This is a genomic window from Sphingomonas pseudosanguinis (genome assembly GCF_014196255.1).
Lineage (GTDB): Bacteria > Pseudomonadota > Alphaproteobacteria > Sphingomonadales > Sphingomonadaceae > Sphingomonas > Sphingomonas pseudosanguinis.
This window is the reverse complement of the sequence record NZ_JACIDH010000001.1, coordinates 208,231-222,073: the sequence shown is the minus strand read 5'-3', so window position 1 is coordinate 222,073 and position 13,843 is coordinate 208,231. Positions and strand designations below refer to the sequence as shown.

Annotated in this window: 8 protein-coding genes; 2 read left to right on the top strand and 6 right to left on the bottom strand. The window is 65.5% G+C overall.

All coding sequences use genetic code 11. The features are described from left to right. Window positions 1-22: 22 nt before the first annotated feature. Window positions 23-2,098, bottom strand: coding sequence for a S8 family serine peptidase (locus GGR48_RS00990; protein WP_183949957.1), 2,076 nt, complete (start codon window positions 2,096-2,098; stop codon window positions 23-25). Window positions 2,099-2,783: 685 nt separating this feature from the next. Here GGR48_RS00990 and GGR48_RS00985 point away from each other — a divergent pair. Next, window positions 2,784-3,833: a toll/interleukin-1 receptor domain-containing protein gene (locus tag GGR48_RS00985; RefSeq protein WP_183949955.1), complete on the top strand. Its 1,050-nt coding sequence runs from the start codon at window positions 2,784-2,786 to the stop codon at window positions 3,831-3,833. A 204-nt stretch (window positions 3,834-4,037) separates the two neighbouring features. Here the strand turns inward: GGR48_RS00985 and GGR48_RS00980 are convergent, their stop codons facing one another. Both GGR48_RS00980 and GGR48_RS00975 read right to left on the bottom strand, forming a co-directional pair. Further along, window positions 4,038-4,436 carry a hypothetical protein gene (locus tag GGR48_RS00980; protein ID WP_183949953.1) on the bottom strand — a complete coding sequence of 133 codons (399 nt, stop codon included), beginning with the start codon at window positions 4,434-4,436 and terminating at the stop codon, window positions 4,038-4,040. A gap of 120 nt (window positions 4,437-4,556) precedes the next feature. Further along, window positions 4,557-5,924 (bottom strand): DUF6161 domain-containing protein, encoded by a 1,368-nt coding sequence (locus GGR48_RS00975; RefSeq protein WP_183949951.1) that lies wholly within the window; start codon window positions 5,922-5,924, stop codon window positions 4,557-4,559. Between the two features lie 469 nt (window positions 5,925-6,393). Here GGR48_RS00975 and GGR48_RS00970 point away from each other — a divergent pair, with 469 nt between their 5' ends. Then, the gene (locus GGR48_RS00970; RefSeq protein WP_183949950.1) at window positions 6,394-7,401 is read left to right on the top strand and encodes a hypothetical protein; all 1,008 of its coding nucleotides are present in this window, start codon (window positions 6,394-6,396) and stop codon (window positions 7,399-7,401) included. A 207-nt stretch (window positions 7,402-7,608) separates the two neighbouring features. Here the strand turns inward: GGR48_RS00970 and GGR48_RS00965 are convergent, their stop codons facing one another. Genes GGR48_RS00965 through GGR48_RS00955 form a run of 3 tightly spaced genes read right to left on the bottom strand, consistent with a single transcriptional unit; the run spans window position 7,609 to window position 13,650 of the window. Further along, entirely contained in the window at window positions 7,609-9,843 is a 2,235-nt protein-coding gene (locus tag GGR48_RS00965) for a DEAD/DEAH box helicase (protein WP_183949948.1), read from the bottom strand. Then, window positions 9,794-11,077, bottom strand: a complete 1,284-nt coding sequence (locus GGR48_RS00960) for an ATP-binding protein (RefSeq protein ID WP_183949945.1) — start codon at window positions 11,075-11,077, stop codon at window positions 9,794-9,796. Before GGR48_RS00960 ends, GGR48_RS00965 begins: the two co-directional genes overlap by 50 nt. After that, window positions 11,074-13,650, bottom strand: coding sequence for a tellurite resistance TerB family protein (locus tag GGR48_RS00955; RefSeq protein WP_183949943.1), 2,577 nt, complete (start codon window positions 13,648-13,650; stop codon window positions 11,074-11,076). Before GGR48_RS00955 ends, GGR48_RS00960 begins: the two co-directional genes overlap by 4 nt. Window positions 13,651-13,843: the final 193 nt, after the last annotated feature.

Genomic DNA, 13,843 nt, shown 5'->3' with positions numbered 1-13,843 from the left:
GGACATGGGTGTTCCTTGCGTTTCAGCGGACGACGAGATTGAAGAAGGCGGCGACATCGGACGCGCCGCGGACATGGCCGGCGTCGAAAGCCCGCGCGACGCCGAGCCGCAGCGTCGAGGTGGATGCCAGCGCGGTCGACCAGCCGAGCTCGAGATCGATCTCGCGTGCGGTCGGCGTTAGGTCGAAGGTCCGGCGCTCTTCGACGAGTGCACCCGACATCAGGTCATAGGACACCGGCACGAGCAGCGACGCCCGTGCCCGCTCGACGCGCAGCGGTGATGACAGGCCGAGCGTCGCCAACCCGCCCAGTAGCGGTTGCGCGCCCTCCACCGCGAAGGCGGTACTGACGATGCAACCATCGAAACGGACGCCTGCGACCGCGCCGGTAGGGCTGCTGCTGCCGACGGTGGCGCGGCCGGACAGCAGCACGCCCGCGACGTTCCGGCGCACCATCGTGGTCGCCAGCACGGTCCGGGCACCGGCCGCACCGGACCCCGCATCGTCCCGCAACCCGAGCACCTGACCCCGCTCGACGAGTTCCGATACCTCCAGGCCGAGACCGAACGGGGTGGAGATCGCGACGGTGCGCAGACCGGCCTCGCGGCTCCGCGACCCGCGCCGGAATGACGAGGCCGTCGCGGCGATGGATGAGCCTGAGGCGAACGACGCTGACCAACCGCCGATGGTCCATTGGGAGGACATGCCGATCGGCTGTCCGATGGCGCCGCGCAGATACGAACCGGCGAGCGAGGAGCCGCCACCCGGACCCACGGCGACGTTCGAGCCCAGCGTGACCGTCTGACCCGCAGCCGGCGAGAACGTCACCATCGCCGGTCGGCCGGACGCAGCGGCCTGCCAGGGCCCTGTCGTCGTCGACGTCGCGATGCCCAGTCTCCCGTCCGACCACGACGAGGACTGAAGGGGATAGGGAGGCGCGGATGTGGCGAGCGTTCCCGCGAGCAGACCGGAGGACCGCGCGCGAATGCCGCCGGGCACCGTCATCAGATAGTCGCGGCCATAGCGGTCGAACACGGTCATCGTCGACGTGTGCGAACGGAGGTCGGCCGCAACTGCCGCACCGCCGAACGGCGCGGACACGACCAACGATGAATAGCGCGCCAGCACCGTCCGTGCAGCGGCGAACGACGTTGCCGGTGCCTGCGCCTGCATCGCCTTCTCGACGTTCAGCAGTCCGACGCCGTAGACCTGATCGACCCCGGGCGCGCCGAGATCGGTCGCCGTATCGAGCATGATGCGGCTGATCTCCCTGCCGCCGAGCTGCGGCCAGTACTGCTTCAGCAGGGCCGCGGCACCCGCGATCCCCGGTGCCGCGAAGCTGTTGCCCGTCACGGTGGCCTGCTGGCCGTTCTGGTCCACGGTGGCGACGTTGCTCGCGACGACCGACAGGGTGCGGTCCGCCAATGCTCCCGGCGTGCCGTTGCCGCTGGGCGGTTGCAGGTTCGCCTCGACGCGGATGCCGAACAGGAACCAGTCCTTGTTCGACAGGTCCTTGCCGACGAGGTCCTCCGCGACCTTGCCCGAGAAGCTGTCCTCGCCGACGTTGTTCGTCACCGACTCGACGAACAACCGGTTGCCGCCGCGTACCAGATCCATCGCCGACTTCAGATCAGCGGCCAGCTGCTCGCCACCACCCGAGCCGTTGATGCTCATGGAGATCACGAAGGCGCCCTTGTCGATCGCATACCTGATCGCCGGAGCGATCAGGGCGACGTTCGGGGCATCGGATTCTGGTATCGGACCGGTCGAACCCGCGACGATGCCCTCAAGGTTCGGGCCGCTGATCTTCAGCGCCAGGATGGTGGCGTCGTAGGCGACGCCGTGCATGCCGTTGCCATCGCGCGCACCGGCGGCGACCGCGGCGGTCTTGCTGCCGTGACCATCCTTGTCGTCGAGCTCGAACCGGATGGTCTCGCCCGGGCAGGTCGCGCATCGGGCGATCTTCTGGTCGAACGCGGTACTGTCGGCCGAGATGCGGCCCGCAAACTCCGGGCCATCACGGTCGATGCCGGTGTCGACGATCGCGATCGTCACGCCCTTGCCCGTGATGCCGCGCGCGTAGGCGTAGTCGGCCTTCATCCCGATGGCAGCCGCGCTCTTCGTATCCTCTGCGGTCGGCGTAGGCGTAGGCGTAGGGGCGGGTGTCGGAGCCGGGGTGGGCGCAGGCGTTGGAGTAGGCGTCGGGGTGACGACCGGCGTCGTTCCTGGGGAGTTGACGCTCCCGCCGCCGCCACAGGCGCCGAGCATCATGGCTCCCGCCACCGCCGTCGAGTTTCTGATGATGGCGAGCCGCCTGTTGCGGCACCTATAATCTGCACCCACGCTCGAACCCCCGTTCGCGTCGGTGCCGTCAGGCTGATCCCAGCCGGCGGCACCGCCCCTGTTGACGAGGCGGTGCCGGCCCGTGAGCCGGGGATTCAGAACCTGCAACGAGACAGGCGCGAGCGTCTTTAGGCTTGCGCCCTGGACATGCACGCCCGCTCCCCGGCCGAATGGAATTCGGGCCGGGCATCGGCTGTCGTTGCGAGGTTCTGACGCCTCGGTCCGCCTGCTGGCGAACGCATCCGCTCTACGCGGAGAATGTTAACACGATCAATCCATCGGTTGCGGCACGGACCATCTTTTCGATCGACAATGCTCATGTCCCGCCAACTGCATGGCGCAGATGATCATGAGGAGTAGACAACTCAATCCGCCCTCGGTCTACGCATCCTAGCACGACAAGAATGGGGGGCACCAACGCAGCTCACGAGCCATTCGAAGTATGGCGCACCTCAACACCGGCATGCGCAACATGGATTTCCGTACCGTGGTGACCTACGTTCGGTCGATGACCACGGGCTTCATCTCATATACCCACGCCGACAGCGCCTTGAAGGAACAGTTCGTCCGGCATCTTGCCCCGCTTCGTCGTGAAGGTCTGATCGACATCTGGCACGACGGCATGCTCCGCCCGGGTGAACATCTCGATCCGACCGTGCAGGCGGCGCTGGCGGCATCCGACATCGTGATCCTGCTCGTATCCTCGGATTTCATGAACTCGGAGTACTGCTACGAGCAGGAGATGCTGCGCGCGTTCGAACGCCAGCGCGCCGGAAACGTCAGGGTCGTCCCCGTCATCCTACGCCCCTGCCAGTGGAAGGGCGTCCCGATCGGCGAGGGACAGACGCTTTCGGAATTCGTGGCGCTGCCCAAGGACGGCAAGCCGGTGACCCAGTGGACCGATCTCGACGCGGCGTTCGACGATGCCGTCGGAGCGATACGCGCCATGTTGAAGGCCGATCATAGAACCGCTGATCTAGCAGCCAAGGAAGTGCGGTCTGCTGCAGTCATACCGTCCGCAAATTCGGTCGCCTCCGCTTCTTCCAGCATGCTCGGCATCCCTGCCAAGCCTACTGACCTGGACCGTGATCGCTTCCTGCGCTCAGGCTTCACTGCGACTGCGGACCTGTTCGAACGGAACCTTGCGGAACTGAAGGCGTCAGATCCGAGGATTGATACTGATTTCGAGCGGATCGACAGCCGGTCCTTCGCGGCCAGCGTCTATCTCGACGGCAAGCGCGTAGGTCAGATCGGAATCTGGTACGGCGGCGGCACTTGGAGAAACGCCCTCTGCCTGAGCTACGATGCGATTTCCAGCGGCCGAAACTCGATGAACGACTGGCTGCCGGTGGAGGACACCCGGGAGGGTCTGGCGTTCGGCGCCCGCAACGCCATGTCGCACAGGCGCGTGGACGGACCACTCGATGCGGAAGGCGCCGCCACATACTTCTGGGACGGTTTCCTGGATCATGTTCGGGCCCGCATCGGCTGAGAGCCAAGCACCATGGCGATGATCGTCATCGGCGGAAGCATTGGTCGAGACGCCCGTGCATCGCTTCCTCTCCTGTTTGGCGGACGCCGATGAACGCCTCCGGTTCAGTAGGAAAAGCATGGCGGCGAGTATGACCGAGCCTCTTCCAGGCAGACTTCAACAGTGGTCCATATGTCGACCGCGGGTCTGCCATTCCCGACCGGCTCAAGCAGGCTCGTCGCCGCGCCTCATCGTCATCATGGGAGGCGCTTCAAACTCGATCTGGAACGTCGAGCCTTCGGTTCGATCGTATAGACCGCGCCCGGCCATCGTGAACGTTGTCCCGCCCGAACCCATGCCAACGATGGTGATCATCGCACCGGTTCCGATCCAAACGTCCGGTTCGGCTGCTCCATGGGGGCGAATGCCGCAGTAGTAGCGCAGGATGGATGCCTGCGACCCACCGTCATCGTCCGGGATCACCTCCTCCCTTCCTTCTTCGATGGCGAGATCGATCCCGTGGAACACCTCGGTTCCACCCGTATCCAACACCACCACGACGTGAGCAGCGTCCAGTCGTCGGATCACGGCAGCATTGAAACCGCTCAACTCAGTGGTGACCATGAAGCACCTTAAAGGATCCATCTCCGGTGACAGGGCGGTTGCGCACCCACCGAATCGTCCGCCCGCTTCGAGGTGCAGCGATCTTCCCGGTTGCTGTCGGTCGATGTGGCATCCGCCCCATCAACGCGCCATCTGCTTGGCAAGCATCGCCGCGGCGGAGAGGTCGAAGCTGCCGGGTTCGTCCTTGATGATGCCGTCCTGTGTCGGTCGGAAAAGCGAGGCCAGCACGATTGTCTCGTTCGCGGTGTCGACCGATGCCCCCTCCTTCAATGCCATGTAGGTTTCCGCGAACGCCTTCTTCTCATCGGCGTCGAGCGACAGGTGCCTCTCACTCAAAAAGATCTTGTACTGGAGCCTGGTTGCCCACAGGACGAGCGAACTCGTCAGCAGCAGTCCAGCGACCGTCAACGGCCCCTTGGCCGAGAACGGTCCAACGCATGGACGAGGCGCACCGGCAGAACAGCCGCCGACGTGGAAGCTGCCGGCGATGTAGTCACCGAACCAGTAGGGAACGCCGATGCCGACCACGACAGCGAACAAGGCCGTCATCCAGAACAGCCGTTGGGCCATGATCGCTCGTGCGCGATGTGTCTCCGATCGCTTCTCCCAAAGCGCCACGGGCGCGCGCAGGCGTAGCTGCGTGTGGAAGAGGGCCTTCAACTCCTCAAACGACTTCTCGCGGCTCTGCTGCTGACTGCGTCCGAGCCGGTCCAGTGCCTGCAGCCGGGCCTCCGCCTCGTCGAAGCGTCGTTGCACCTCAGCCTCGATTGCAGCGCGCCATTCGCGGTCGCGCCGGCTTCGTCCACGTTCGGCTCGGAGGAGCGTCCCTCTGACCCGAACAATGCCCGCAGCAATCGACGAGCGCAGGTCCAACAGGCCGCCAGCGTGTTCGGCATTGATTTCCGCCGCTCCGGCCACCTGTTCGTCCAGCGATGCCAACAGTTGCTCCGCGCGCACCTGGGAGGTGCGAATGCCGGAGGATGCCAGCTTCGATGCCGGGAGCGCAACAGCGGCATGACCGGCGGCGAGTAGTGTTTCGCCTCGCTGCAGGACCGAAGCCATATCCCCCGTGGAACGCTGGGCGTACTGATCGGCGGCAAGTTCCGTCGAGACGAACCTCGCAAACACGGCGGCCGCGTCCTCCGTTCGCCCAGCGGCATGCAGTCCCAGCATCAGCTGCCCCTCCGTCGATCCGCTCGGCGGCGGCGCCACCGCGGTCCTGCGGAAGGAGTCGGCGGTGATGGCGGCGAAGGCGTTCGGATCGTCGAGCACCGCGCGCAGCTGGTGGAAAGCCGTGGCCATCTGCCGACCCGTCATCGCCTGACGTCTCGCCGGTATCTGCATGTCCCCATATTCGCTCGCGAAGAAGTCGAGGAGCGGCTTCCACGCCGCCTCCTCGCGATCGAGGTGATCGACCATCGTACGTCGCGTGGAGCGCTTGACAGGGGACAATGTCCTGTAGCTGATGACGTAGGATGCGCTGCTCATGAGCGCGCTGTCCCGAAGTCTGCCGTCAGGTCCGTGCCACCGCCTGAACCCCATCCTTCATCTACGCGATCACCCTCGTAATACGCATGGTAAAGCAGGATCAGACATCGCCGCCAGATCATCATGTGTTTAGCTTCCTCCGCGGCTTGTGGTCCCGCCATCTATCAGAATGCCTCGCGTCGCACCTCAGGTGAAGAGTGCGCAGTCATGCACAGCATATGCCTGCGGCAGAATCGAGATTGCTAGATCACTGAAGAATTCCGTGCCGGGTGGATGTCGAGAAGCGACGGTCGGTCGAGGTTGCAGCCCTGCCACGGGAGGACCGACGATGAAAACGCCATACCCACGTCCGACGGGCTGCGGGGATCCTCGGATAACGGTCCAGGTCCTCGCCCGATCAACGGTCGGATGAATAAGTGACAGCTTCGTGAGTGAGAAGGTTGCGTATCGATACTCAGGAGAAAATTCGATGTTTACGCGCATGCTGGGATCATTGATCGCGGTTATAGCCTTCATCACGATCTATTCGGTGGCGGCGGAAGCGGCCTGTTTCGCCGATCCTATCGCCACTGCCGACGTCGGACGCTGGACATCGGGACAGTTGAGCACGAGCAGGCCCGCCACGCTGAGCACTCTGGCGGGGATGCGCTGCGACGTCGCCCATCTCGCCAACGATACGGAGACGCGGATCGTCGCCACGATCCGGAGCGCCAACAGCTTCGAACTTCGCCGAGCCGGCGTCGATGCCCGCATCCGCTACATCGCCAGCAGCGACCGTGACAACGCACACCGGATAACCCAAGGCGGATCGATCGAGTATACGAATGCAATCCTGCAGAAGCTCTCGGTGCGGACCAACGGAAAGGCCATCGCCATACCGATTCGCTTCCTCGGCTTCCAAGGCACCGGCCTTCCCGCTGGCACGTATTCGGACGAGCTCACGATCGAGTGGCATTGGCGGACGTGCGAAGACGTGGAAGCGTCTACGTCGGTCTGCCGCGCGCATTCGGATGGGACCGCCATCACGACCTTGAAGTTGTCGATGGAGGTCGAGGCCCGCCCACCTGTTGTCACGATGGCCGTCAAGACAGTCTTTGGCGATCGAGGAGGAACGTCGTCGCAGGTCCCCTCGGCACCTTACCGGATCATGACCGTCACCGTGGTAAATCCGGATGTCGTTCCCATCGACGCCGACAGTATCCTGCTGAATGTTCCTGTCGACCAGATCATGATGGTCTCCGACCAGATCGAGGGAATCAAGGCGATCGAGGTCCTCCGCGGAGCGGAGGACGGCATGCACGTATCCTATCGCGGTCTGCGTGATCCGTCCGACGACGTGGAATGTACGCTCGATGGAAAGGACTGGACCCTGCAGCCGACCGATCCTTCGCAGGTCCGATTCGTCAGGATCAGAGTGCGCGGAACGCTGCAGCCATCGAAAACGGTCGTCGTAGCGCTCGTCGGGGAAGCCCGTTGACGCATGCGTCAGGACCACGGTCGTCGAGAAGTCCTCGCCGAGGTGGCCAAGGTGCGCGAACGGTTCGAGAACCACGACTGGCGCATGCAATCCGTAAGCGATCGACCTCCGACGACGATCCGTGCACACAACACCCTGACCGCTAGACGTGGGCCACGCGATCACGCGCATTCAAAGTGAACTACCCGGTGCGGCTCGATCGAGAACCTATCGGTCGAACCCCCTCAGCACCGACGTGACGCCTTCCCGATGAACGTCGTTCCGAAGCGCCCAAAGACGTCGGAGCAGTTCCTCGTCCACGAACTCGTCGAGCTTGGCCTCGCGCAGCCCCTGGACGAAGCCGGCGAGATCCTCGATCGGCGGACACTCGTCCACTTTCGAAAGCAGGGCCTGCAGCTCATCTGGGGTCGTGTCGATCGCGGCGACGCCGATGTCGTGCACCTCTGTCTCCAATCCTGCGGAGATGAGCAGGATCCCGAGCAGATCGTTCACGGCGGTGCCGGCCCACGTGAGCAGATGCGTGTCGTTGCCCGCCGTCACCATCGAGCCGTGACCGAGCCCTAATTCTCGATAGGCCGCGCGCCCCTGATCGAGGAACTCGAGAGCCGCCGGATCGAGATAGGCGGGACGGTCGTCGTCCTCGAACACCCTCCGCATCGTCGCCACGAGCCGATCGTCCAGCGCCTCGCTCGCGGGACGATCGAACTTCGGCAGCTTGCCAGCACGGTGCGGAACGACGTCCAGCACCATCGCGCGGTCGTCTGCGGCCATCACGCGCCAGCGACGGCCCGCGAACCCCACGATCGAGCCGACCCCGAGCACGTTCACGATCGGTACCGTGCCTATAGTGCGTCCACCGGAGATCAGGCGCCACTCGCGATCGGTCGAGAAGACCGCGTAGAAGTCTCGCCCGGCGACCAGCTTCTCTCCTTCGGCCCCCAGCATCAGGAGGCCGTTCGGTGACTGCTCGAGGAGATCGACGCCCTGTCGCCCCGCCCCTCGCAGCAGGTCCGCATAGTCGGCGGGCCGCATCGCCAGGAAGCTGTCCGGGCCGCACAGCGCCCGGTAAGCCGCCGCCGGCTTCACCGCCCCGCCGGATCCGATGAGCGAAAGGGTCTGGTGGAGCGCGACGGTGGCGAGCGACGGATCGGATCGCGCCGACTCGACCCAGTTCTCCTGGAGCAGGCGGACGCAGGCGACGGCCCGTACCGTGTCGAGGCGAAGCCGCTCGAGCGGATCCTCGTCCCCGGCCAGATGCTTCTCGCGCACATAGATCCTCAGGACCGCCGGCTCGCCGCGCCTCCCGCTGCGACCCAGCCGCTGCCTGAGGCCCGCCAAGGATCGCGGCGCCCCGATCTGGGCGACCGACTTCACGCTTCCGAGATCGATGCCGAGTTCGAGCGTCGTCGTGGCCACGGCCGTCGTCGGCAGAGATCCCTCCTTCAGTCTCGTCTCGAGCGTCTCCCTCAGCTCCTTCGATAGACTGCCGTGGTGGGGGAAGAACTCCTCTGGCACCCTCGCCCGCTCGCAGCGTTGACGAAGCCGGTCGGCGAGCGCCTCAACTGTGCGCCGCGAGCCTCCGAACACGAGATTGTTCGATCCCCGCAGATTGGCGAAGAGGTGGTCCGCGATACGGCTGAGCGCGTCCTGCGCGTCGTCGTCCGCAAGTTCGTCGATGCCCTCGGCGTCAGGTGGCTCCTCGTAGCCGCGCACCTGAAGCCGCACACCCGGGCCGCCAGCGGCGGCCTTCAGCACGGTCACCCGGTTCGGCGCCGCCCTATCCAGCCACTTGCGCGCCATGTCGGCATCACCCAGCGTCGCGGACAGTCCGATCCGTCGCGGTCGCGCGTCGGCCAGTGCGTCGATCCTGCGAAGCAGCGAGGAGAGGTGCAGACCCCTTGGACCCTGCAAGAACGCGTGGAGCTCGTCGATCACGATCGCCAGCACGCCGGCGAAGAGGCGCGCCGCCTCGGCGGGCTTTCTCAGTAGCAGAGCCTCGATCGACTCCGGCGTGATGAGCGCTACGCCAGCAGGCGACCGGAGCAGCCTGGCCTTGGGACCCTGGGGTGCGTCGCCGTGCCACCGTGTGAGCGGCAGTTCGAGACGTTCGCAAAGATCCTCCAGCCGCCGATGCTGATCGTTGATCAACGCCTTCAGCGGACTGACGTAGAGGAGCCTGAGGCCGCCGGTCCCCGCGGCGGCCGCGTGCGTGAGCAGCGGCAGGAACGCCGCCTCGGTCTTCCCCGAGGCGGTGCCCGCCATGACGATCACGTCGTTCCGCGATCCGAGGATGGTACGGATGGCGTCGTCCTGCACCTGCCGAAGTCCGGTCCAGCCCTGGTCGCGTACCCAGCGCCGGACTTCGGGATGCAGGCGATCGAAGGAGGATGGCTCAGATCCGGAGGTCGACAAGCTCGTCGTCCGCTTCCGCTTCGTCGGCATCCTCGGGTTCCAGCGCCACGCCGCCGAGCAGCTCGCGCCAATCGGTGCCGGGGTTCTGCTCGAGTACCGAAAGAAATTGGACGAATGCCTTAATCGTGTTTCGAGGTGTGCGGAAGTACGCCTCCCCGATTCTCCTGTCGCAATGCTCCATGAAGGCCGTCAGGGCCTCGTCCGGAACCAGGCCAGCTGACGCATCGCCCAGAGCGAACACCGAGCGGATGTTGGACAGCAGAATGAGCAGATCCTCGGGCGAAAGGCTCTGGAGACGGAGGACGGGTCCGCTCATGTCGATCCGGCCATCCACGGCGAAGCTGTTCTCGGCGAGACGGGACTGCAGGGCTTGGTAGCTATACAGGCCTCGCCGGCTGTCGAGAAGGAAGTCGGGCGTACCGCCGAACACGAGACCGAGGCCTTCGACGTTCCCCTGCAGCGCGTCGTTCACGATGCGCAGGATCTGCTCGTAGTTCTGGTTGCGGGCTTGGGCGCTCTGCAGCTTGTAGAGGTTCACCATCTCGTCGAACACAACCAGAAGGCCACCGTAGCCCGCGATCCTGACAAAGCCGGCGAGCAGCTTCAGACTGTCGTAGACGTCCGCGTCGTCGATGATGCTCCGGACGGGGAGCGACTGCCGCGCCTCGGTCTTCGTCGGGAACTCGGCCCTCAGCCAACGGAGCGCCGCCGCCTTGAGCGCATCGTCGCCGTCCTCGTGGCCGCGCCAGTAGGCCTTGAGGACGGTTGCGAAGTCGTGGCCGCCGATCATGTCGAGGAGCGGAGCGAGACGCCGGTCGATCACGCGCTCGACCGGAAGACCCGCGTCCTCCGCCTCGCGCACGCAGTCGGTGACGAACCGCTCCACGAGGCTTGGCAGTGCTCCGCCCTCGGGCTTCGTGCGGGTGGCCATGTTGCGCACGGCCTCCGCGTAGAGCCCACGCGCCTGCCCCGCGGTCGCATGCAGCCGCCTGTCCGGCGCGAGATCAGCGTGGATGGTGACGAGCTTGCGCTCCAACGCGATGAGCCGAACGAGATTGAGGAAGAACGTCTTGCCCGCTCCGTACTCGCCGATGACGAAGCGCACCGCGGAGCCCGCATCGACGATCCTGTCGACGTCGCGGACAAGGGCCTCCACCTCGCGAGAGCGGCCGACCTGGATGTGGCGCAAGCCGACGCGCGGCACCACTCCCGCCGAGAGGGCCTGCACGATCAGATCCCGGTCCCTGCGACGAATGGCGTTCAAGCGGCGACTCCCATTGGCTTCAGTTCCTCCATCATCTCGGGCACGATCCCGACGGCGTCGTCATCCTCGAGGACGGCATCGCCGAAGCGATCGAATCCCCATTCGTTGATCGTCTCCATCGCCCCCTCGGGCATAAGGCGAAGCTCCGCGGCGGCCGCTTCGAAGTCGTTCCTCGCCAGAGGTCCGGCCATCAGTCGCTCGAGCAGCGCCGAATGCGGTCCGTCCAGTCCCTGGAAGGATGTCGAGACCATCGCACGGGCGGGTGCCGTCGGCAGCGGGGCCTCGACATCGTCCTCGGTGAAGATCGTGGCGAGCAGCGCGGACACGCGCGTGGTCTCGTCGCGGATACGCTCCAGCCTAACCGTATCGATCGAGACAGAACGTCCTTCGGCCTCTGCGGGCAGCCCGACGTCGCGTTCCGGCCTAGTCTCGACGACCGATACCGGCCCGTCGTCCTCGGCGCCCCGATGGAGCGCAGAATACAGATCCGCGGCAGGTAGAGCGAGAGCGACGTGCAAAGCCTCAAGGAACCTCACCTCTTCAGGCTGCACGCGTCCGTCTGCGAGGACGGCCTCGATCGCCGCCTCGGCGAGTTTGGATCGCCTATGCGGTGCGACCTCCGCCAGCTTCTTCAGTGTGGAACGGATCTTGGGCGGATCGGCGGCCAGCGCCCGGGCGTGAGCCAAAAGGCGATCGACCTCCCTGCTCGAAAGATCCGGCGTGCCGCGGAGGCGCCTCTCCAGGGCGGCCATTTCGGTCGGGTCGACCTGCCCGTCCGAAGCGGCGGCCAGCACCGCGACCTCAACCACCCCCTTGGCGGAAGCGTACGGCGCGCGCTCGTGATCGACCGGACACCCGTCATCCGCGTGGAAGATGCTGATGAAGGAACCACCCCTCAGAGCAGATGCGATCCCATAGCGACGATCGGGCTCGAACCCGTAACCAAGCGCGTCGAGAGCGCCGCCGAGCTGGCGAACGGCCTGGGCGCCGAGCTTCTCGCCCGCTGCGCCGATCTCGACTTCGAGCAGAACGGCGACGTCCGTCGCCGTGAGGCACGAACCGTGTCCGACGAGGTCGCTCAACGCCCTACGGCACTCCTCGAGCGACACGCGTTCGGCGCGGATCGCGGCGGGAAGCAGCAGATCTCCTCTGAGTCGCCCCCTCGCCGCCGGGTCGCGGCCGAGCAGACGACTGTAGGCCGAGAGCTCCTCCATGCAGGCATCCAGCATGGCACGCAGCGGTCCGAGCGGGGCTGAGACGCCCGACACGTCGGGCAGACCGTCGATGGCGAGCTTCACGTTGAAGGTGCCGCTGGCCGCGCGATACTCGTGGCGGACGATCGCCTTCGGGGTGCGGATCTTCAACCCCCCGGGATGGCGTTCAGCGTAGCGCTTCGACCACAGCGCGCGCAGCTCGTCGAAGCACCGCTGACCGGGCGTGCGAAGGTGGACGTCGGGGAGCGCCAGCACCCAGAGAAGCGCATCGTCGGCGTCGAAGGGCACGCCGTCACGGAGCCGCTCGCCAAGACGCAGCCGGACATCGAGAGGAATCTCCGCATCCCAAGATGACGCACAATCCGCGGTCGGCGGACCGTCGTCGCGCTCCTCGTAGATCGGCGAAAGCGCGAGGAATCTCGCGGCGTATCCCTGGAACGAGTAGTTGCCCCCGTGGATGGCGAGAAGCCGTCTCACCTCCGCGAAAATCTCTTCGGCCTCGTCGCGCTCGTCATCGACGAGCAGCCGCTGCTCGAGACCATAGAAGAAGAGGAAGACGTAACCGATCGGGATCGTAGGATCGGTGCGTCCCCGCGACACCCAGTCAAGGTAGGTCCACCGTGCACGCGGATCGAGGTTCGCATACGACGGCCAGTAGGAAAGCGTGTCGCCGGCTGGATCGCCTCTCGGGCTCACCGGAAGCGCCGGATCGATGCGACTGTGGTCGCGCCGCCCCTCGTAGTCCCGTGCCGCACCATAGGGCACCATGTCGACGAGGAACTCCAAGCCTCCCACCGCGATCCGGGTACGCTCAAGCAACCACGTTCGACCTTGATGCGACGGCATCGATGCCGCCGACGCCTTTCCTTGAACCTCGTCGGCCAGCGGCTTAGGTGTCGCCGCCGTCGGCGGCGGTGCAAACTGGAGGCGCTCCCGTTCCAAATCGCGCCAGTTCCTCAGCGTGGGGACGACCGCCGGCCGTGGCGACTTTCGGTCGAGGTGGCCAAGCGCCTGGCTGAGAGTGGAGAACGAGTAGCCTCCAACAACGTAGCGGCCGTTCTCGTCCAGACGCACGCCGTCAGGCAGTTCGGAATCGGCGCGTGGAGGTTTCGGATCGGCGACAGAACTTGGCACGTCGCCCAGCAGAGATTCGGGCGCGACCGCTGCAGTCAACAGCGTTCGCTCTGGCTCCGATGCGGTTCGCCTGCCGACGATCGAGTCTCCGGCGACATCGGACGCATGCTCACAGACGTCGTCCAAGGACGGGTTGCCGGCCGCATAGATACCTTCTTCGCGGGCCTCCGCGCCCAGAATTTCGCCGAATCTGCGCGCCACCCGCGCAAGCCAACCTGAAGCCATTCCGTCACTCCCCCAAGGGATGCTGCCCCGAAAAGGTGCAGATTTCCAGTGGGATCGACGCATCGGGACGACTTTCGCGTCGATGCCAGACGACCTCGGGCATGGCGCTTGGCCCAACATTGCGGCAGGGTATGCATAAGGGCCGGCGATATGCCGGGGGATTCGCGTCCATAGAACGACGCGTCGCAAGGGG